Source organism: Aurantibacillus circumpalustris (assembly GCF_029625215.1).
In the GTDB taxonomy this organism is placed as follows: Bacteria; Bacteroidota; Bacteroidia; order B-17B0; family Aurantibacillaceae; genus Aurantibacillus; species Aurantibacillus circumpalustris.
In genome coordinates, this window is sequence record NZ_CP121197.1 from 2,004,966 (window position 1) to 2,026,844 (window position 21,879).

9 protein-coding genes, 3 tRNA genes and 3 rRNA genes are annotated in these 21,879 nt (G+C 39.8%); 6 read left to right on the top strand and 9 right to left on the bottom strand.

Annotated features, from left to right (window positions below):
• Positions 1–6: 6 nt before the first annotated feature.
• Genes P2086_RS08320 through P2086_RS08335 form a run of 4 tightly spaced genes read right to left on the bottom strand, consistent with a single transcriptional unit; the run spans position 7 to position 3,778 of the window.
• Positions 7–1,236: an OmpA family protein gene (locus P2086_RS08320; RefSeq protein ID WP_317899993.1), complete on the bottom strand. Its 1,230-nt coding sequence runs from the start codon at positions 1,234–1,236 to the stop codon at positions 7–9.
• Positions 1,236–1,811 (bottom strand): peroxiredoxin family protein, encoded by a 576-nt coding sequence (locus tag P2086_RS08325; RefSeq protein ID WP_317899994.1) that lies wholly within the window; start codon positions 1,809–1,811, stop codon positions 1,236–1,238. Before P2086_RS08325 ends, P2086_RS08320 begins: the two co-directional genes overlap by 1 nt.
• Positions 1,808–3,118 (bottom strand): UDP-N-acetylglucosamine 1-carboxyvinyltransferase, encoded by a 1,311-nt coding sequence (murA, locus tag P2086_RS08330; protein ID WP_317899995.1) that lies wholly within the window; start codon positions 3,116–3,118, stop codon positions 1,808–1,810. The genes P2086_RS08325 and murA overlap by 4 nt, the downstream gene beginning before the upstream one ends.
• 9 nt (positions 3,119–3,127) lie before the next feature.
• Positions 3,128–3,778, bottom strand: coding sequence for a DUF4290 domain-containing protein (locus tag P2086_RS08335; RefSeq protein WP_317899996.1), 651 nt, complete (start codon positions 3,776–3,778; stop codon positions 3,128–3,130).
• 746 nt (positions 3,779–4,524) lie between these two features.
• On the opposite strand from P2086_RS08335, the gene P2086_RS08340 reads away from it, so the two are divergent.
• The 6 genes from P2086_RS08340 (at position 4,525) to rrf (ending at position 10,083) form a co-directional block, all read left to right on the top strand.
• Positions 4,525–6,046, top strand: a 16S ribosomal RNA gene (locus P2086_RS08340).
• A gap of 230 nt (positions 6,047–6,276) precedes the next feature.
• Positions 6,277–6,350: transfer RNA gene (locus P2086_RS08345), tRNA-Ile, on the top strand.
• A 44-nt stretch (positions 6,351–6,394) separates the two neighbouring features.
• A tRNA-Ala gene (locus tag P2086_RS08350) sits at positions 6,395–6,468 on the top strand.
• Between the two features lie 53 nt (positions 6,469–6,521).
• Positions 6,522–6,598 (top strand) — tRNA-Glu (locus tag P2086_RS08355).
• A 306-nt stretch (positions 6,599–6,904) separates the two neighbouring features.
• Positions 6,905–9,791 (top strand): 23S ribosomal RNA (locus tag P2086_RS08360).
• A gap of 179 nt (positions 9,792–9,970) precedes the next feature.
• A 5S ribosomal RNA gene (gene rrf / locus P2086_RS08365) occupies positions 9,971–10,083 on the top strand.
• The 16S, 23S and 5S rRNA genes sit together here with 3 tRNA genes alongside, the layout of an rRNA operon.
• 281 nt (positions 10,084–10,364) lie before the next feature.
• Here rrf and P2086_RS08370 read toward each other — a convergent pair.
• The 5 genes from P2086_RS08370 to P2086_RS08390 form a co-directional block, all read right to left on the bottom strand.
• Positions 10,365–13,232 (bottom strand): DUF7948 domain-containing protein, encoded by a 2,868-nt coding sequence (locus tag P2086_RS08370; protein WP_317899997.1) that lies wholly within the window; start codon positions 13,230–13,232, stop codon positions 10,365–10,367.
• Between the two features lie 374 nt (positions 13,233–13,606).
• Positions 13,607–14,566 carry a hypothetical protein gene (locus P2086_RS08375; RefSeq protein WP_317899998.1) on the bottom strand — a complete coding sequence of 320 codons (960 nt, stop codon included), beginning with the start codon at positions 14,564–14,566 and terminating at the stop codon, positions 13,607–13,609.
• A gap of 223 nt (positions 14,567–14,789) precedes the next feature.
• The gene (locus tag P2086_RS08380) at positions 14,790–15,506 is read right to left on the bottom strand and encodes a tRNA1(Val) (adenine(37)-N6)-methyltransferase (protein WP_396127462.1); all 717 of its coding nucleotides are present in this window, start codon (positions 15,504–15,506) and stop codon (positions 14,790–14,792) included.
• A gap of 74 nt (positions 15,507–15,580) precedes the next feature.
• Positions 15,581–16,633 (bottom strand): PorP/SprF family type IX secretion system membrane protein, encoded by a 1,053-nt coding sequence (locus P2086_RS08385; RefSeq protein WP_317899999.1) that lies wholly within the window; start codon positions 16,631–16,633, stop codon positions 15,581–15,583.
• 5 nt (positions 16,634–16,638) lie between these two features.
• Complete coding sequence (locus tag P2086_RS08390) at positions 16,639–21,615, bottom strand: T9SS type B sorting domain-containing protein (protein ID WP_317900000.1); 4,977 nt, start codon at positions 21,613–21,615, stop codon at positions 16,639–16,641.
• Positions 21,616–21,879: the final 264 nt, after the last annotated feature.

Genomic DNA, 21,879 nt, shown 5'->3' on the forward strand with positions numbered 1-21,879 from the left:
AATTTGTCAGTTTTTATAGATTAAAAACTCAACACGCCTATTTATTCTGTGATCTTCTTCGCGGCAATCGATTGTTCCTTCGCAAATCTTTCTAAGTTCGGTATTTCCTTTAGCGATCGCTTTAATTCTGGCAGGTTGAATCCCTTTTTTTTGCAAATAATTTTTAACAGCAGTAGCTTGATTCGTGGTAAGTTGCATTGCGTAGTCAGCGTCCATTCTAGCATCTGTGTGTGTTGTTATTTCAATTTGAGTATCCTTATCTTTTTGAAGCATGGCAATAATTGAGTTTAACTGCTGTTCATCTTTTGGAGTAAGACCATCGCCATTCGTATAAAACGCGAGGTGTTTTGTAACGTCAATTTGACCTAAAGAGTTAATAATTGAACTCGCAGTGTCTGCTGTGAGTCTATTGCTGTAACGCGCCGAAATGTAAAAAGTAAAGCCGTTGTCTTTTGTTCTGCCATCCATTAAAAAATCATCTTTTGAAGAGTATAACGCAATTGGATCTGATGTAGTGATATCAATCTTATTATCGATCTTAAGAATAAAATCTTGGTTTAATTTCATGTCGCTAAAAGTAAACTCACCCTTTAGATTGGTTATTGTTTTAGCTATTGAATCACCATAATAATTAAAGAGATAAAGTTTAATAAACTTGGCTACTTCTGTTTTATCTGATGATTGCGCAAGTTTACCAACCACATCTTTTAAAACAGGTTGAATGTTTTTACGTTCATCCAATAAGTTTTCAATTTCAGTCATGGATGGATTTACTGCTAAAACCACACCTTTTTCATCAATAAGAATGTCTGTTGGTATGCGCCTAACACCGTATTTTAAACAGGCTTCATCGTTGTAGCCCCTAAGAGCTATTCCATGCGTGAAATTATCAAGCGTATCCAACGCGATTGCGTTTGCCCAAGCATGTTTATCGGTTTGAACAGCGATTGAAATTATTTGAAATCCTTCCGCACTTCTATATTGGGAATTCCTATAGCGCTGAACAATGCGGTTAAGGTATATATTATCAGCTCTTGATTTTTTTACATTACTACTCCAAAAATGGAGCAATAGAATACGCCTCATATAAGGCATTGTAAAACTTTGAATACTATTTTCTTTAAGATTTAAAATAAACGACGGAGCAGAGTCACCTGGTTTTATCAAGAGTGAATCTTCTTGAGAAAAAGATTTTAGACAAAGAATAGATAAGATTATTAAAAATCTGTATTTCATTATTTGACAACTAATTTATCGAGTGCGTTTATTAAATCCTCTCCGCGAAGATTCTTATTTATTATAATTCCTTTTTCGTTAATCAAAAAATTACCAGGAATACTCGTAACCTGATATTTCGCTGCCGCTCCGCTGCCCCAACCCATTAGATCGCTAACATGATTTTCCCATTTAAGTTCGTCTTTCTCAATCGCTTTCTTCCAAGCTTCTGCATTACCGTCTAGCGAAACGCTATAAACAGTAAACCCATTTCCGGTTTTAAATTTTTTTTCTTTGAACTGGTTATATGCCTTTACAACAGCGGGATTTTCGTACCTACAGGGACCACACCAACTTGCCCAAAAGTCGATTAATACTAGTTTTCCTCGCAAAGAAGATAAATTGATAACCGTTCCAGATGGATTTTTTAAAGATATTTCCGGAGCAAGGTTACCAAGATTTAAACCGATTGCTGGTTCTGATTGAACTACATTTTCTGGGGAAACTGCATGTGGGTCGTTTGTCGCATCCTTGCATTTAAAAGAACCAGTAAAAACAAGCAACGGCACTAAAAATAAAATTAAAAAAGTTCTCATGACGATTTCCGTACTATGTTTGCTCCAATCGCATTTAACCGTGTATCAATGTTTTGGTACCCTCTGTCAATTTGATTTATATTAAAAATTACACTTTTTCCTTTAGCACTCATTGCAGCAATTAGTAATGCAACGCCAGCTCTAATATCAGGACTTGCCATATTTATAGCGCGTAACTGAACTTTTCTATCCAGTCCCATAACCGTTGCACGATGCGGATCGCATAAAATAATTTTTGCTCCCATATCAATTAACTTATCTACAAAAAACAAACGACTCTCAAACATTTTTTGATGCACGAGAACATTTCCCCTTGCTTGAATAGCTGTTACTAAAGCAATACTAATCAAATCTGGTGTAAAACCTGGCCATATTGCATCGCTTATAGTAAGAATGGAGCCATCAATAAATGTATCTATTTCGTAACTTTCTTGTTCAGGAATATAAATATCATCTCCTCTGCGTTCCATCTGAATACCAAGTCTACCAAATATTGTTGGTATAATGCCTAAGTTATTATAGCTAACATCTTTAATGGTAATTTCTGACTGTGTTACTGCCGCCATGCCAATAAACGATCCAATTTCAATCATATCAGGTAACAGACGATGTTTTGTTCCTTTAAGTTCTTTAACACCTTCTATAGTAAGCAAATTAGAACCAACGCCACCAATTTTTGCACCCATGCTATTAAGCATCTTGCATAATTGTTGTAAATAAGGTTCACATGCAGCGTTATAAATTGTTGTAATACCTTCTGCAAGTACTGCCGCCATTACAATATTTGCCGTACCTGTTACAGATGCTTCATCTAATAACATATACGCTCCTCGCAAATTCTTACCTTCTACTTCATAAATTTCAGTATCTTCTTGGTAATTAAATTTAGCACCTAAAGCCTCGAAGCCAATAAAATGGGTATCTACACGTCTTCTTCCAATTTTGTCACCACCAGGTTTAGGCATATATGCCTTACCAAAACGGGTAAGCATTGGACCTACAACCATCATGCTACCTCTCAAGCTACCACCTTTTTTCTTGAATTCAGGAGAAACTAGATAATCAACATTAACGTCATCAGCTTGAAAAGTGAATTCCTCGTGACCAGTTTTTTCAACCTTTACGCCCAGTTCAGATAAAAGTTCTATTAGCTTATTTATATCAACAATATTTGGAACATTACCTATTACAACTTTTTCCTTAGTTAAAAGAACTGCGCAAATAACTTGTAAAGCCTCATTTTTAGCTCCCTGTGGAATAATATCACCTTTTAATTTATTACCGCCATGTACTTCAAAAACCGCCATATAGAAGAATTAAAATTTCCTATTGTTTTTATGTTTGTGATTATTGTTTTTGTGTTTATTGTTTTTGTGAAAGAATTTCTTGTTGCTGTTACTATTAGTATTGGCATTACCACGAAGTTCCTGATGCGAACTCAAAGGAGTTGAGGCATCTACTTTTAATTCTCCAGCTGATAAATCTGCTAAATTTTTAAAAATCACATCATCCGTAATCGTATCCTTATTCCAGTTGTAATAAGATTTTTTAAGATGATTGGCTATTTGTCGTGTGAGTTCATTGCGTTCAGCGCCTTCTGGTAAAGATCTTGCTTTTTTAATGATTTCTTCTATGGTTTTACCATAATGTTTGTACTTAATTCGGCCTTTAGGGTATTCAAGAAGTTTCGGTTTTTCTTTGAAACTTTCTGCGTTAGGCATTGAATAGGGGCTATCCACGTCAAGTTTAAATTGAGATATTATAAATAAATGATCCCATAATTTATGGTTGAAGTCTGCAACATCGCGCAATGGAGGATTTAATTGCCCCATTATTTGAATAATTGCTCTTGCGCAGGTATTGCGCTCATCCCTGTCCGTAATCGAACAACAATACTCTATCATTCCTTGAATATTTCTACCATATTCCGGAATTATTAATCTGTCTAATTGTGTATTATATTCCATTTTATCAAAGCATAAATATACTCAAAAATGATTTGACGACTTAAACCAAGTTTTTTTTAATCCATAAGACCTTGTTAGTAAAGGTAAAAGCAGGCTTATTATAATTTTAAAATCATTTTGAATACCGCAATGGTATTGATTTTCAAGTGTTTTAAAATAATAATTAAAAATTACCCAAAACATTTGGAAAATGCAAAAAGGCTGTGTACTTTTGGCCTCCCGTTTTTTGAGTAATTGAGGATGCAACAATATATAGATTAGGAATTTATTCCTAGGGAATGCGTGGAATTGATTCCACGGGAATAGAGGAGAGAAAATATTTTTAAAAAAGATTAAAAAATATTTGGTGGTTGAGAAAAAGATATGTAATTTTGCACCCCCGAAACGAACAAGGAAAGAAAAAGAGGTAGAAAGGAAGTCGGGAACACGTTCAGAGTTTGACATTTTGAGATTAGCAGTAAGGGTTTAGGGATTAGGAAACTAATCACTAATAACTTATCACTAGTCACTAAATATAGACGTTCATTGAAAAGATTGATAAACAATAATGGTAAGTGATTCACTTTTTAAATAAAGTAGTATTACGAACAAACACAAAAGCTTTAATTTTTATATAGCGATATATAATAACTAGCCCTTGAGGGATGTTGCAAAAGACAACATTACGTCCTTAAGATATGAAATGAGCATTTAGCGAGTTGAAGTTCACAGCGATGTGGATGGATCTTAAAGGACAAACTTTTTTTACAATGGAGAGTTTGATCCTGGCTCAGGATGAACGCTAGCGGCAGGCCTAATACATGCAAGTCGAGGGGCAGCAGGGATAGCAATATTCGCTGGCGACCGGCGCACGGGTGCGTAACACGTATACAATCTGCCTTTAACAGGGGAATAGCCCGGAGAAATCCGGATTAATGCCCCATAATAGTCTGAATGGCATCATTTAGATTTGAAAGCTCCGGCGGTTAAAGATGAGTATGCGCCTGATTAGCTAGTTGGTGAGGTAACGGCTCACCAAGGCGACGATCAGTAGGGGATCTGAGAGGATTAACCCCCACACGGATACTGAGACACGGATCCGACTCCTACGGGAGGCAGCAGTAAGGAATATTGGACAATGCCCGCAAGGGTGATCCAGCCATGCCGCGTGCAGGAAGACGGCCCTATGGGTTGTAAACTGCTTTTACACCGGAGAAAACCCCCCTACGTGTAGGGGGCTGATAGTATGGTGAGAATAAGCATCGGCTAACTTCGTGCCAGCAGCCGCGGTAAGACGAAGGATGCAAGCGTTATCCGGATTCATTGGGTTTAAAGGGAGCGTAGGTGGCCTTATAAGTCAGTGGTGAAATCTCTGGGCTTAACCCAGAAATTGCCATTGATACTGTAGGGCTTGAGTATAGTTGCCGTTGGCGGAATATGACATGTAGTGGTGAAATACATAGAGATGTCATAGAACACCGATTGCGAAGGCAGCTGACGAAACTATAACTGACACTGAGGCTCGAAAGTGTGGGGATCAAACAGGATTAGATACCCTGGTAGTCCACACTGTAAACGATGATTACTCGCTGCTAGGGGGCAACCTTTAGTGGCTTAGCGAAAGCGATAAGTAATCCACCTGGGGAGTACGCCGGCAACGGTGAAACTCAAAGGAATTGACGGGGGCCCGCACAAGCGGAGGAGCATGTGGTTTAATTCGATGATACGCGAGGAACCTTACCAGGGCTTGAAAGTTAGGGAATGATTCTGAAAGGAGTCAGTCAGCAATGACCCGAAACTAGGTGCTGCATGGCTGTCGTCAGCTCGTGCCGTGAGGTGTTGGGTTAAGTCCCGCAACGAGCGCAACCCCTACCAATAGTTGCCAGCGAGTCATGTCGGGGACTCTATTGGAACTGCCCGCGCAAGCGGTGAGGAAGGTGGGGATGACGTCAAGTCATCACGGCCCTTACGTCCTGGGCTACACACGTGCTACAATGGCTATTACAGAGGGCAGCTACATGGCAACATGATGCAAATCTTCAAAAATAGTCTCAGTTCGGATTGGGGTCTGCAACTCGACCCCATGAAGCTGGATTCGCTAGTAATCGCGCATCAGCAATGGCGCGGTGAATACGTTCCCGGGCCTTGTACACACCGCCCGTCAAGCCATGAAAGTTGGGAGTATTTAAAGTCGGTAGCCGTAAGGCGCCGCCTAGAGTAAAACCGATAATTGGGGCTAAGTCGTAACAAGGTAGCCGTACCGGAAGGTGCGGCTGGAACACCTCCTTTCTGGAGCCATCCCTCAAACAAGGGTGTTATGCAAGTAATATATAATTACTTACTATTAAAGTTTATCAATCTTTTTTTAAAATCTTGAAAGAGAAACCCAAGACAAGAGCTGGGTGAAAGGCTAAAGCGAACTGCTTTACGCGGATTGACAATTTACAAATTGACAATTTACGATTGAAGAAATTGAAAAAAATCGTCAATTGTAAATTTAAAGATTGTAAATCTAAAACAGTCCCGTAGCTCAGTTGGTTAGAGCACTACACTGATAATGTAGGGGTCAGCGGTTCAAATCCGCTCGGGACTACAAAGCTTGAATTTTGGGAAGCTGAATAAACTCCCTAAGATAATGGGGGATTAGCTCAGCTGGCTAGAGCGCCTGCCTTGCACGCAGGAGGTCATCGGTTCGACTCCGATATTCTCCACAAAAATTACTTCTTTACAACGGTAAAGATTTTAGATTGAAATAAGAACACCAGGGTAACTAGCTCAATGGAAGAGCGTCCCGAGTTTCACTCGGGAAGGTCATCGGTTCGACTCCGATATTCTCCACCAATTCAGTTGTTGAATTACTGAATTTTAGAATTTTTGATTTATTCAAAAATTCTAAAAATTAAAAAATCAACAAATGAAATACGTTCATTGACATATTGATAAAGACACGAGAGCCAATTTTATTGCAAAATAATTTTGGTGAACAACAGATAGACTTTTTTAAATAAAAGATCTATTTTAAATCATGAAGTTAAACACATGATAAATGGACAGAAACCATTAAAAAAAACGAAATTCTTTGGTAAGCGGAGCAAAAGCTGCTTACCGTGTTGCTTGAGGTATTTAATTACATTGAGATAACAAAAGAAGAAAGTAAATAAGGGCGCATGGAGGATGCCTTGGGTCTTAGAGGCGAAGAAAGACGTGATAAGCTGCGATAAGCTTCGGGGATTGGCAAATACGAATTGATCCGAAGATTTCTGAATGGGGCAACCCGGCATGTTGAAGACATGTCACCTAGCAATAGGAGCAAACGCTGTGAACTGAAACATCTAAGTAACAGCAGGAGAAGAAAATAAATAATGATTGCGCAAGTAGTGGCGAGCGAACGCGCAAGAGCCTAAACCAGAGTAATTACGGTTACGCTGGGGTTATAGGACTACAATGTGGACTTAAAAGTCATAGTGGAATAGGTTTGGAAAGGCCAATCATAGAGGGTGATAATCCCGTACACGAAATGATTTTTATACCTAGTAGTATCCTGAGTACTGCGGGGTCGGAGACGCCCTGTAGGAATTTGCCGGCACCATCCGGTAAGGCTAAATACTCCTAAGACACCGATAGTGAACTAGTACTGTGAAGGAAAGGTGAAAAGAACCGCGAACAGCGGAGTGAAATAGAACCTGAAACCATGCGCTTACAAGCGGTTGGAGCCCTTAAGTGGGGTGACAGCGTGCCTTTTGCATAATGAGCCTACGAGTTGCTCTTTACTGGCAAGGTTAAGTCCTTCAGGGACGTAAACCGCAGCGAAAGCGAGTCTGAATAGGGCGTATAGTCAGTAGAGGCAGACGCGAAACCTTGTGATCTACCCATGGTCAGGATGAAGTTCCGTTAACCCGGAATGGAGGTCCGAACCGATAAGCGTTGAAAAGCTTCCGGATGAACTGTGGGTAGGGGTGAAAGGCTAATCAAACTGGGAAATAGCTCGTACTCCCCGAAATGTCTTTAGGGACAGCGTAGAGGTTAAGTCTTATAGAGGTAGAGCTACTGATTGGATGCGGGGGAAGCGATTCCTACCAAGTCCTGACAAACTCCGAATGCTATAAGATATACTCTGCAGTGAGCCCGTGGGTGCTAAGGCCCACGGACGAGAGAGGGAGAACTCAGACCAACAGCTAAGGTCCCAAAATCTATACTAAGTTGATATAACGTGGTCCGATTGCATTGACAGCCAGGATGTTTGCTTGGAAGCAGCCATTCATTTAAAGAGTGCGTAACAGCTCACTGGTCGAGCGATTGGGCGTGGATGATACTCGGGCATCAAGTATAGTACCGAAGCTTTGGATTCAATACGTCAAGTATTGTCTGGTAGGGGAGCATTCTAACTGCGTTGAAGAAGTTGCGTAAGCGCTATTGGAGCGGTTAGAAAAGCAAATGTAGGCATAAGTAACGATAAAATAGGCGAGAAACCTATTCGCCGATAGACTAAGGTTTCCTGAACAACGATAATCGGTTCAGGGTTAGTCGGGTCCTAAGGTGAAGCCGAACGGCGTAATCGATGGACAACTGGTTAATATTCCAGTACTAATACCACTGCGATGGAGAGACGAAAAAACGTAAATGCGACGAACTGACGGAATAGTTCGTTTAAGACCGTAGGGTTTTTCTTGGTAGGTAAATCCGCCAGGATTCTGAAAGTCGAAAGTACCTTAACTCGTCAGAGGAGAGGATATGCATCCAAGTATGTTTCCGAGAAAAACTTCTAAGCTTCAGGTGAGTATTACCCGTACCGCAAACCGACACAGGTAGTCAAGTAGAATATACTAAGGCGCTCGAGTGATCCGTGGCTAAGGAACTAGGCAAATTAACCCCGTAACTTCGGGAGAAGGGGTGCCAGCAGCAATGCTGGCCGCAGAGAAATGGCGGTGGCGACTGTTTAACAAAAACACAGGGCTTTGCAAAAACGAAAGTTGAAGTATAAGGCCTGACACCTGCCCGGTGCTGGAAGGTTAAGAGGAGAGGTCATCGCAAGAGAAGCTTTGAATCGAAGCCCCAGTAAACGGCGGCCGTAACTATAACGGTCCTAAGGTAGCGAAATTCCTTGTCGGGTAAGTTCCGACCTGCACGAATGGTGTAACGATCTCCGCTCTGTCTCAGCCACGAGCTCGGTGAAATTGTGGTATCAGTGAAGACGCTGATTACCCGCAACGGGACGGAAAGACCCCATGCACCTTTACTATAGCTTAACATTGAGTTCGGGTAAGTGATGTGTAGAATAGGTAGGAGGCTTTGAAGCAGTGGCGCTAGCCATTGTGGAGCCGAAATGTGAAATACTACCCTTTACTTACTAGAATTCTAACTCTGCAAAGAGGACATTGTTTGGTGGGTAGTTTGACTGGGGTGGTCGCCTCCGAAAGGGTATCGGAGGCTTTCAAAGGTCCGCTCAGTACGCTTGGTAACCGTACGTAGAGCGCAATAGCATAAGCGGGCTTGACTGTGAGGCCGACAAGCCAAGCAGGTACGAAAGTAGGATATAGTGATCCGGTGGTTCCGCATGGAAGGGCCATCGCTCATAGGATAAAAGGTACGCTGGGGATAACAGGCTGATCCCTCCCAAGAGCTCATATCGACGGGGGGGTTTGGCACCTCGATGTCGGCTCGTCACATCCTGGGGCTGGAGAAGGTCCCAAGGGTTCGGCTGTTCGCCGATTAAAGTGGCACGCGAGCTGGGTTCAGAACGTCGTGAGACAGTTCGGTCCCTATCTGTTGTGGGCGTTAGAAAATTGAGGGGCCCTGACTCTAGTACGAGAGGACCGAGTCGGACAAACCGCTAGTGTACCTGTTGTTTCGCCAGAAGCACCGCAGGGTAGCTATGTTTGGATGAGATAAGCGCTGAAAGCATCTAAGTGCGAAACTCACCTCAAGATAAGTTTTCTTTATAAGGATCGTGGTAGACTACCACGTTGATAGGCTACAGATGTATAGGCAGTAATGTCAAAGTCGAGTAGTACTAATTGTCCGTAAGCTTTCTTAAAAAAATATTTTAAGATTGAGCCTGAAGTGAAAGTTTACTTTCTACTTCAGGCCCGATATCTTAATTAATCTCTTGTGTCTTTATTCAATATTGTTTTAATTTATTAATTATTACGAGTTGTTTTATTCCGGGTTCTAAACCCGAAATAAATAATAATCAACCCGAAATAATGATCCCTTTATGGCGTCTATTGCGGTGGGGATCACCTCTTCCCATTCCGAACAGAGAAGTTAAGCCCACCTGCGCAGATGGTACTTGGTCTAAAGCCCGGGAGAGTATGTCGATGCCAATTTTAAAAGTCAAAAAGCCTTGCTAGTAATAGCGAGGCTTTTTGCGTTTGTATATGGTTGTACTCCTGATGAGCCAAGTCGAAGCGTGTCTCCAAATACTCGCTATCGCCCGACCGGGGTTTGGTAGCTTTGCTCTATTCGTAAGATAAGAGCTGCTGTGAGGTAACAAGTTTATTTTTTTTGATAATATTAAAATAAAAGGCCCACTATTATTTAAGAGAGAGACGTTGTGTATAGTAGCTCTTTTTAAGAGTTTATCAATATCAACTCATACATTGTTATATTACTGTATAACAATCCTTACAGAATGCATTGAATTATTAATGAGAATGTTGACTAAATAGATACCCGGCGTGTTATTTTCTATAGCTATACCATGCGAGCCTTGACCCAGCGAGTTTTTATAGACAACTTGCCCAAGTGAATTTACCAACGAAATATTTGCAAAACCACTAACTTCAAGTGTAAAATTGCCGTTATTCGGATTAGGGTAAATTTTCACCCCATCATTTAAATTGTTTGCAAATGATTTTATGTGAGTGCACTCATTTACAGATTGTATTAAAGTTGCCGTGTTGATACAACCGTTTGAATCAGTATCTGTGACTGTATAGACGGTCGTTGTTTGCGGGGAAACACTGATACTGTTGGTTGTTCCTCCAGAATTCCAAGAGTAGGTTGTGGCCCCTGAAGAACTTATTATTGCACTTTGTCCTACACAAATTAAAGTACTCGAGCTACTGACAGAGATAGTTGGAAGTGAATTAATTGTTATACTTGTGGTTGCTATCTCAGAGCACCCAAAACCATCAGCGAGGTGAAGAGTGTAGGTGCCACTATTTAATGTACTTGTATTTACAATACTAGGGTTTAGCAAACTAGATAAAAAACCGTTGGGGCCATTCCAGATAAAATTTATCGACAGAGAACTTGTAACTGAGGTACTAAAACTAAAACTGGTCTTTTCACAAATTGCGTTATGCGCAGCAATACTAACACCAAGAGGTTCACAAGCAAATTTTACAAGGTAGGCTTCATTCATTCCGGCAATACCATTGTAAACAGCTTGATGTGATCCTGGCGTAGCTATTATAGTTCCTCCACTAGTACCTGTATATCCAGCCATATAAATGCCACCTGTGGAATTAGGAACACAAACATAACCGGCGTCATTCCCTGTACCACCATAATATGTAGCCCATTGGCGGACACCAGTATCGTTAAATTTCACCAAAAACGCATCGCAATTAGAAAAACCTCCACCATAACTATTTTGAATACCGTTTAAACTAATTCCATTACTTGAAATTGTTAAACCACTCATATAGACATTCCCAAAACCGTCAACACTGCATGAACGAGCATGGTCGTCCAATGTTCCACCATAATAAGTTCCCCACAAACGCGTGCCAGCACTACTAAATTTGGCCAAAAACGCGTCAGGAGATCCACCGGAAATACTCTGGTGTGAACCAGCCGACGCAATTGAAGTTCCGTTTGTAGATTCAGCGTATCCGGTAAGGTATACGTTTCCAAAATTATCTGTAGCGCAGTAATTCCCGTAATCGACGTAGTTTCCACCATATAGTGTGGCCCATTGACGAACACCAGAGCCATCAAACTTGACTAAAAACGCATCTTCAAATCCACCTCCATATAGGGTTTGATGTGCCGACGCGGAGGAAATGATAGTCGCACTATTTTGATCTGTTCGGCCTGCAATGAAAATATTTCCAACAGCGTCCGAACAACATGAATTAACTTTATCTGTGCCTGTTCCTCCGTAGTATGAGGACCACAGCAATGTGCCAGAGGTATTAAATTTAGCGCAAAAGCCGTCTTCGCTCCCACCGCCAAAGGTGTTTTGATGAGCAGACCCACTTACAATTCCATTTGTTGAATTAGTGGAACCTGCTAAAAATATATTACCCAATCCATCGGTACTGCAGGAGTAACCATAGTCGGTGCCAGTACTTCCTAAATAGGTTCCCCATTGACGAACCCCTGAACTATTAAATTTTACAAGAAATGCATCATAAGAACCACCAGCATTTAAAGTTTGGTAAGCACCAGGTGAAGCAATTACTATTGAGGAAGTCGAAGCAGAATAGCCCGCAACTATTAAATTGCCATTGACGTCTGCGCTACAGGAATAACCAATATCATTTCCGGATCCACCATAGTAAGTGCCCCACTGACGTATTCCATTCCCATCAAATTTTACAAGAAACGCATCCCAGTTGCCTCCAGTAAAAGTGGTTTGGTGGGCGCCGGTAGTTGCAATCAGAGTACCTACATTCGAATTTGAGTATCCCACCAGGTAAGCGTCATCAGCCGCGTCCGTTGCACAAGAGAATCCTATTTCATCACCCGTGCCGCCGTAGTAGGTTCCCCAAATTCTTGTAACAGGGTCAATCAAAAGGGTAAAATTTGGATCGTAATTTTCGACTTCAAAACTCACACAGTTTTTATTAATTACATATTTAGATTTCAATAGTATGCCATTTTGATAAACTTTTGGTGCTTGTTCTTCAATATTTCCTAAAGGTGTTTTTAATAAAAGACTTCCATCTTTTTGTAAGAAAATTTCAGCACCGCTGATCTCTAGTTGAATTTGTTTGTAATCAGCATGTGGTGCCACAATAAAATCATGTTTGAGATGACCATTATTTTCATAATAATGCAAATCGATATTATTATAAATGTTTTTCAAATTAACATCAGAATAGCTTTTGACATTTAAAGCACCATTTGGACATTGTTCTAAATAATAATTAGTGTAACCAAGAGCTACCACATCGCTGGTTACTGAAACATTCATGTTACAATTTAACCACTTAATATCAATGTGATAAAACGTTTGCATTTCAACTTCTTTAAATTTTTCTTTTGTTCTTTTATCTTCTGACTCTTTGACTTTATCAATTCTATTTAATTGATAGCTAATGCCATTGTTTTTAATAAAAAAAGAAAGTTGTCCATCGTTGCCTCCAAATAACACATCAGGACGTGGGTTGAAAAATTGATCTGCGAATTGGCCTTTGTTTTCAGTAAAATATAAAACAGATTTAGGTTTGTATGTGTGGTTTGAACTATAATTATTTTTGGTAAAGAAAATTAAAATAGAGAAAATGCAGATTGCTTTATTCATGGGCTTAAATAATTGGGTTACGCCAATAAAAATAATAAAAAATTCGATTACTGGCAAAAGGTAACTGTTCTAGAAACCTGGTATAATCTTATCTAAAAGACTTTTGAAAAATCCTCAAATCCTTGAGCGTATTTCCTTTAGGCAGGCTTTCATGACCGCTACAGGTTGCAGTGTTCATAATTGCTTAAACGAAGCCAAGAACGACGTTTGAAAAATCTGTTTTTGTTTTGTAAGCAATTTGCTTGTATTTTGTAAACCTAAGAATGGGAGCATGCAATCTTAACTCTTTTACGCGTAATTATAAATGCCACGCGCTTCGAACCGCTTAATTCTCTAAATGAAATAAAGCTTAAAACGCTACGATCTCTTCATTATTACTCTTTTTTAGTTCTCTTTCGTCTCAGTTTTTTTACAGTGGGTATACTTAATGGATCAGCAATAATTCCCACCGTAAAATTCCGTAACTGATATGTGTAATAAAGATTATAGTAATCAGGACCAAAATATCCACGAATAAAAACGGAGAAGTCTGTTATTTTTTGAAAAGGCTTGATCGATAAATATAGATCTAAGGCATGACGCGAGGAAAATTTTCTTGTTCCCCACATGTAAGCATAGGTAATGTATGATTTTATTTTTTGCGAATAAATGATATGACTTTCTAAAGTAATTTTATTGTAATAATAATTGTCTTTAAGACTTATTTCCCGTTCAAAATCCAATTGACGTTCATAAGCTATGCGCCCGTTTACAAAGGCTTTGCCAATGGAACCAGAATCAATGGAAGACCAACTAAATGCAATTTCCAAAGCATTAGTTGAAAAATTTCCATTTACAAAATTTATGCTATCAGTATTTGGAATATAATAACCTCCGTTTTGTCCGTTTGAGTGATGGCTTACGCGGTAGGTTAAAAAAGCTAATTGGTCTTCGGTTTTAAAAAAATTAAATATTTTTCGGTTAAATGGAGATTTGATTCGGTGATAAAATAAAATACTCGGCATGTAACTCGGTGTTTTTACTGGCACACTTGTTTCGTTGTACATACGAATTACAATTTTAGGAAAGAACGCCAAACCACTAGTAGTTTTTTTTGACAGACTAATTAAAAAATCCGGAGAGATTTGACCTTCGAAAATAAGAGGTTTTAAAGGCTTTACTCCAGTGGAGGTTTTATAATTGCCGATCCCTTGGCTAAATGAAACATAAGTTCTGTCAGTGGTTGATAAAACTGCTTCATCTATATTTGTTACCTGACTTGTTTGCGCAAAGTTTGACAATGAAAAAAACACCCAAATTAAAATAGAAAGAGTTCGTTGTGAAAAAAATATCATAATTAATAATCAGTAAATAATTTTAAATTATACTCCGTGTACCTTTATTTACCTTAGTTAGCGCAATTCTCACGAGAAATATTATACGGGAATTTGATTTAACATCTTGCATCGAGATAACTAAAATTATGGGTTTAACAGGTTGGCTGCCTCTGCAAATGAGGGAAAGTTATCTAAGGCACAATTTGCAGTTACGCGAGGAAAAGACTTTTAATAATAAGTCCTAAAATTTAAGGTAATAATCCTTTGTCAAATCCTTATACTCTTCTGTATAATTTCTGTGGCTATCCTTTTCAATAACTAGTGTCGATTCAGAGAACTCACTTTCTTTAAATTCAAATTGCATTAAATGCCTTTTTTCAGAATCTTTTTCAAAGCGGGTTCTTATGCGAAGTAGTTTTGAAAGATAAAGTCCTTTGGCTTGCGCCATTTCTCTAAAAATTCTGGCTTCGTTGGTGGGAAGAATGACACAAAACTTTCCTTTGTCATCCAATAGTTTTTTCACACCGCTTAATAAGTCTTCAAATGAAAGTAAATCCGTGTGTCTTGCTGAAGCCCTTGTATCGCTGGCGTTTTTAAAGGAATCTATAAAATAGGGGGGGTTGGTAACAATTAAATTGAATTTTTGATCTGTTGTTTTAACAAGTTCCTGAAACGACTGATGAATGACCGTTACCTTTTCTTTGTAAATACTTTCAGCAACGTTTACTTTGGCTTGTTCTGTACTTTCTTTATCGATGTCGATAGCAACAATATTAGCGGTAGATTTCTGAGCTAGCATTAATGCGATAACGCCAGTACCGGTACCAATATCTAAGATACTTGTGCTCCCGTTGGGTACAACCCAAGCGCCTAAAAGCACAGCGTCTGTGCTCACGCGCATAGCACATTTATCTTGTTTTATTTTAAATTTTTTAAATTCAAAAGTGTCATTCGACATAAATTTTTTAATTAAAAAGCACTCTTTTTAGTCGTTCAAAAAAAAAGCGTTAGTCAAACTAACGCTTTGTAATATTAATAAGAAGGTTTAGTATCAGTACGCCCTAGGTTCACACCGTATCCAGGGAATATATTATAGCGCAGCATAATTTCTATACCACCTCTTTTATTTGAAGCTGGTGAAAGTGCTGACACATTTATATCGTAAGATACACCAAATGCATACTTGTTATACTGAAACAATATTGTAGGAATTATCGCATCTCCAAAACGGTAGTAACCACCTAAGGAAAAAGCACGTGCTTTCTTTAAAGACGTGTAGGTTGATTGATCGCCAATAATGAATTTAAACAAAGCGCCAGCTACCAATTCATCTAGTGTTCCTTGTTTCATGTATAAAATCGATGGCATAATTGCGTTAAGTGAGTTACGGATATTAAAGTCTCCGTTAAAATAAGCGCACATTCTAGTCTGCAAGCGATCGTTACTATTTAAAAAAGACGTTTTGCCTAAACGGTAATGGTATGCGGAAAATCCTAAGTCAAATTTTGCTGAATTTTTTGCGCTAATGAATTTATCACTCTGTACGTAATTTAAGTTAACACCTCCTCCCAAATCAAAGGAACTAATTCCACTTTTTGTTGGAGTTTCGCCGGAAGAAAGATTTGGGTTGTAGTTATAACCATCATATTGTCTATCAAATCTTAAATTACTTGCATCCAAAGTACGATAGAAGAAACCGCTTTGAACACCACCTGAGAATTTCATTTTTTTAGAAATTCTTTGAATGTATGCTATTCCGAGATTTGGATTGGTGGTACTTAATTTTGCATCACCCGCAACATCTCTAAAAATATTAACCGCAACGGCAAAATAGCTAGATTTTAGTTTTTTGTGTTTAATTGTTTGATCAAAGGAAACGCCAAAAGTTTGGTACTTTGTTGCAACGGTAGACCATTGGTTTTTAAAGTTTCCAGTTATCCTTGTATTATAAGTAACACCAGCCAAAGCAGGGTTAATTGAAGAAGGAGTTTCAGCATATTGCGAAAAGTGAATATCCTGAGCCTTCGCAACTTGAACTAGAATACTGAAAGCTAGAACCGACCTTATTATATGTTTTGTTTGCATAATTTTTATCTAAGAAGTGTAATATTACCTTTAGAACTATACCCTTTACCGTCGTAGGTTTTACCTTCGAGTCGATAAACGAATACGCCTGTATTTAATTCCTGACCTTTGTAACTTCCGTCCCATCCAACAGATTGAACAGCAGTTTCAAAAACTTTTTCACCCCACCTGTTAAATATCATAAAGCTTAATGACTGCAAACAAATCCCTCGAACATAAAGAACATCATTTACACCATCATTATTTGGTGTAAAGGCATTTGGCACATACATTTCACCACAATCTTCTATAACATTTACATTAATTGTATCACTAGATAAACAATGTTTACTATTATATCCAGTAAGAATGTATTGTGTCGTTTTAAACGGACTAACGGTTACTTTAGGTTTACTTAAGGAAGTAATGTTGTAACTAGGTGACCATTCATACGAAAGTGCACCACTACCGCTTAAATTAACCGATTGGCCAAATCGAACGGTGGTATCACTCCTACGTTGACCCGGCGTTATTATGGTTACATTCGGCATATCCATAATTGTTATGTATTTACCTGCTCCAAGTGCATTTGTGCTGCCAGGCGCTGCTCCACTAAGTGTTATTCTTGGATAAGGATTGGCTACTTGTAAAATCACATCATATGTTCCAGGGAAATTGTAACACACGGTTGGATTTTGTTGGTGAGAAATCGCTGGTGAGCCTCCTTTAAAAGTCCAGGTATAAGTTTGCGGACCGCCAGCCATTGTATCTGCCTGGTTGATATAGGTAATACAATTTCTAGCACAAATGGTATCATTTTTTTCAACCGTAGTAAAAGTAAAATTCCTTACCGGCCTACAATCCACAACTCTCACACTTACTGTATCTTCACGTTTACAACCTACTACACCATTATAACCCGATATTAAGGTGTAAACCGCAATTGCTGAGTTATTTAACTCTCGTATGGGAGCACTAATGGTTATTGCATTGTTATTAGCTGGAGTTAAAATTGACTGGCGAGGAGCATAAGGTGAAATCCAACTATATGTTGGTACAATACCAAACTGCAACCCTAAGTTCATATTATTACCAGTTAAGTTAATCGTTACATCCAGAGCTCCTGGATTTAATCCAACAAAACAAACCGTATTGGTTGCAACACTGTTAATTGTTGGGATGGATATTGCCGTAAGAGGTCTTGGAAGAACAGTTACAGTAACCAATTTAGGAAAAGAAATACAACCACGTGAATCGCGCACTTCTGTTGTATAAGTAGTTGTATTTTGAGGATACACCATTACCGATGGTGTGAAATAATTACTCATACTAATTGGAGGCGCATTAAGTGCTTCTGTCCAACTATAAGAATAAGCTGGCCCAACGGCATCACTTCCTATGTTGACAACATCTAATTGAAGGGAATCTCCAATACACATGGCTGGAAGAGGAGGGGTTACGTTCATGCTGAACTGCTGGATAACAGCCACTGTAATGGTTCCTTTACCTGCACAGTTTGGTGAAGATCCAACCACCGTGTAGATTGTAGTTACTGGAGGTCTTACATCCGTTTGCGCGCCTAATGAGTAAGTCATATGAATAGGGTTATAAGGGAACCAAACATAAGAACCTGCACCAGTAGCGGTAAGGTGCACGGGTTTTGAGTATTTAGGAGAATTACTTTCAATACACGTTGTTGGCGAAGACGCTGTAACAGGGATAATAAGATCCGGTAATGGCGTGATTGATCTTGTAGCGATGTTTGTACAACCTCCTCCATTAGACATTAAAACGGTATAACTACCAGCACCAACAGAAATGGACTGTTGTGCGATTGCGTTTGTGAAGGTGTTACCTGTCCATGTATATGAAATGGCGCCGAAAGCTGTTAGAGTAGACGTAAATCCAACGCAAACGCCGCTGTATACAGCATTCGGCGTATTAGCTGGAGGTACTGTTCCTACAGGAACAATAATGGTGTTTTGAGCGACACATCCATAACCGTTACTTGCTGTTACGGTATACAAGGTTGTGACGCTTGGCCCGGACGTTACCGAATAATTTGTATTACTAGGTGTGAGAGAAATATTAGGTGTCCATGTATAATTAACGGCACCAAGGCTAATTGGGGTTATTGTACTACTTGCGGTTAAAGTTACAGTTTGTGGTGCCTGACCTGAGATTTGACAAATTGTAGAACCAGACGATGCCAAAGTTATAGGAAAGGAAAGCCCAGGGTCTATGCCAACTGAAATAACGGTGTTACCGACACAACCCAAAGAATCTAAAACATTAATGGAGTAAGTAGAGTTGGATGTCGGGTAGGCTACAATACTTTGAGAGTTAATCGGGGTGATTTGACCTGTACCAGTAATTTGCGACCAAGTGTATGTATAATTGAGAGCCGTTGTAGGCGTAGAAACACTAAGCGTTGTAGTTATACCCGGGCAAACAGAAGCAGCGGAAGTGCTTGGTAAAAGCGCTAAATCAGGCAGCAGTGTTATTGTTGCAGTAGGTGGTGGAAATATACTCTTACATCCAGCACTATCTACAACAACAGAATAGACTGTTTGAATTGTTGGATTATGAGGAACTGTGGTAGAAGGCCCTGTTGTTAAAAGACTTGGTATTGGAGATAAAGACGTTGCGGTAAAAAAGGTATATGTACCCGAAACAACATTGGTAGCGGTAACAGTAATTGGTTGCCCGCTACAAACAATAGTGGGACTAAGTATTATACCAGGATTTAATTGATATTCACGGATAACAAAAGTTTTGGTTCCAACGCAACCAACACTATCTGCCTGAACGGTATAAACAACACCAGCAATAGGAATAGGATTGGGAGACGTTATTGACGATGAGAATGTTGTGAAGCCATTTGGGCTGGTACCTCCGGTTGGTGAAAACACAGATGGAGGAGGTGCAAAAAATGAATAGTTCAGGGACCCACTTGCATTAACAGTAAATGAGGTACCTGGACAGACAGAGCCTGAAGCGGGAATTGTTGTTAACGTTAAAGTAGGACCTAAATCGAGAATACCAATTGAATAAGTGCCAAGACCTTTACAACCTGCACTATCAACGGAAACTGTATATGTAATGAGCGTTGGAGTGGGAACTGGAGGAGTGTGTGGCGCAAATGAATTAGTTCCTATGACACTAGTTGATGTAGGGATTCCGTCGAAACCAGGATGAGAAGAAGTAAAGGTGTAATTAGTACTAGCACCACCTGTAGAGGTTAAAGTAAGCGATGTTCCCGCACAAATAGAAGGAGATGCAGAGGATAGTATTGGCTTAAGTGTTAATAAATTAATGGTTGTAACACCTGTACCTATACAACCGGCACTGTCTACAGTTACAGAATAGGTTTGTCCAGAAGGTGAAAATGGTCCGCCAACGGTATGAGCTAGAGGATTTGCGTTTCCAATATTACCACTATAACCTGAGGAAAATGTATATGTTGAACCGGTCTGCACCCCAGAGCCAGAAGCTGTTAGTGTGAATTGCGTGTTTGGACAAATGGACGGACTAGAAGCTATTAACGTAGGCGTGAGTGTTCTTGAAGACACTACAAGACAGGTGGTACCTGTACAACCCGCGCTATAGGTTGAGAGGCAATATTGGATTGGGAAAACAGAAGTGGTACCCGGAGTATGGGCAACAGATGGTGTTGTTGTGGCTGCTTTGTTAATATAATTTGTCGGGGTACCGCTTGAAGGAATGGCTTGAAATGTATAAGTGGTACCAGGAGTGGTGCCAGCCGAGAGCGTTATGGATCTGCCTGGACATGAAGTAAGTGCTGAAGATGTTAGTGTTGGCGTGAGCGCCAGGAGGCCAATGGTAATGGTAGCTGTGCCAGGGCAACCGAAATAGTCACCAACAACCGTGTAAGACCTGGGTAGGGTTGATGGACCTCCGGGAGAGCATCTCACCGCAGGATTGCCTGTAAAGCTTGGCGGCCCACCTGCACTTTGAGTCCAAGTATAACTGCCCGAGGCGGTTTGAATGGAGACAGCTGTGAGGGTTAAACACTGGTTAGGACAAATAGAAAAACTGGAAGGGGTAATAGAGACGGGAATACTTGTTGTTATCACAACGGCGGCAGTTGCCACAGTGGTACATGTGCCCGCGGAACCTGTATGTGTAACAACCACAGTAAAAGGCCCGCTGACGGCAGGTGCTGTTTGAGTAGATGCGGTACCCAATGCAGAAGGGATAGGAGAATACCACTGATAGCCGGTTACGGAAGTGCCTGCTGTAACATTTGTGCCGGTTACAACAGTTGTGGAAGCCGTAAAACTAACAGGGCTACCCAAACACATGGATTGTGTAGCCGGACTAACGGTTGCGGTGATTGCTTGAACAGACACACAGACTGGAGACAAAGGAGTAACTGTACAACCACCAGAGGTTGTACCTGTGTAGGTATAACACGTGTTTACGGTTGGTGAAAAGGCAATTGTATTGTTAGGAGCTGCGGTTATTGATCCGTCACTCCAAGTATAAGTGGCAATACCTGCTGAAATTGCTGTTAGTGTAGTTGAAGAGCCACGGCAAATATTTTGGCTAGAAGCCGTTATACTTGCGCCGTTTGGACAATAAATAACCCCTGAAGCTTGACCACCAGATTGGAATTGAGAAATAAATGCATTTTGAATAAAAGTTCCCCCATTCCAACCAAAACAAATAACCGTATAGTCTCCGCAGCAAGCCAGACTAATTACTATTGCATCATTGGTAACTGTTGAAGAACTTAAGAGGGTACCCGTACTAATTGGTGTTATGGTTTGAGCACATGGCGTTGTAGCGGTAATAACCTGCCAAGAATAACTTGTTGCGCCTGTAACCTCGGCAACAATAGCCGCTGTTGACGTATAAACACCTGACGAGTTAGCACATTGCGGATTCGCTGATATTGAGTACTGAGGGGTTTGAGCATTTGCCTCACGACTAAAAAGCAAAGAGAAGATGATAAAACAAGAATAAAGTATTCTTTTCATAGTATAGGAATTAATGTAGCTAAATTTACGCAAAAGTTATTTTTAAATAGTTGTTTTCACTCACCCACAGGTAGGTTTTACTAACCCGTAAATATAAAAAGAGAAATTTAAATTAACAAATTTTGAGAAAAATAGAATTTTTTTGAGTTATTTTAGAGGTTTTCACTTACAGTTTTCCTTATAAATAGTGGTCTGAGGGAGATATTTTAGAAAGGTTGGGCGAGCAAAAATTTAGTTTTTAAGAACAAATTAACAGAAGCAAAA

Coding starts and splice junctions, on each gene's coding strand:
- P2086_RS08335 (WP_317899996.1), bottom strand. CDS start 3,778: ATGGAATATAATACACAATTAGACAGATTAATAATTCCGGAATATGGT.
- P2086_RS08320 (WP_317899993.1), bottom strand. CDS start 1,236: ATGAAATACAGATTTTTAATAATCTTATCTATTCTTTGTCTAAAATCT.
- P2086_RS08390 (WP_317900000.1), bottom strand. CDS start 21,615: ATGAAAAGAATACTTTATTCTTGTTTTATCATCTTCTCTTTGCTTTTT.
- P2086_RS08325 (WP_317899994.1), bottom strand. CDS start 1,811: ATGAGAACTTTTTTAATTTTATTTTTAGTGCCGTTGCTTGTTTTTACT.
- P2086_RS08385 (WP_317899999.1), bottom strand. CDS start 16,633: ATGCAAACAAAACATATAATAAGGTCGGTTCTAGCTTTCAGTATTCTA.
- murA (WP_317899995.1), bottom strand. CDS start 3,118: ATGGCGGTTTTTGAAGTACATGGCGGTAATAAATTAAAAGGTGATATT.
- P2086_RS08375 (WP_317899998.1), bottom strand. CDS start 14,566: ATGATATTTTTTTCACAACGAACTCTTTCTATTTTAATTTGGGTGTTT.
- P2086_RS08380 (WP_396127462.1), bottom strand. CDS start 15,506: ATGTCGAATGACACTTTTGAATTTAAAAAATTTAAAATAAAACAAGAT.
- P2086_RS08370 (WP_317899997.1), bottom strand. CDS start 13,232: ATGAATAAAGCAATCTGCATTTTCTCTATTTTAATTTTCTTTACCAAA.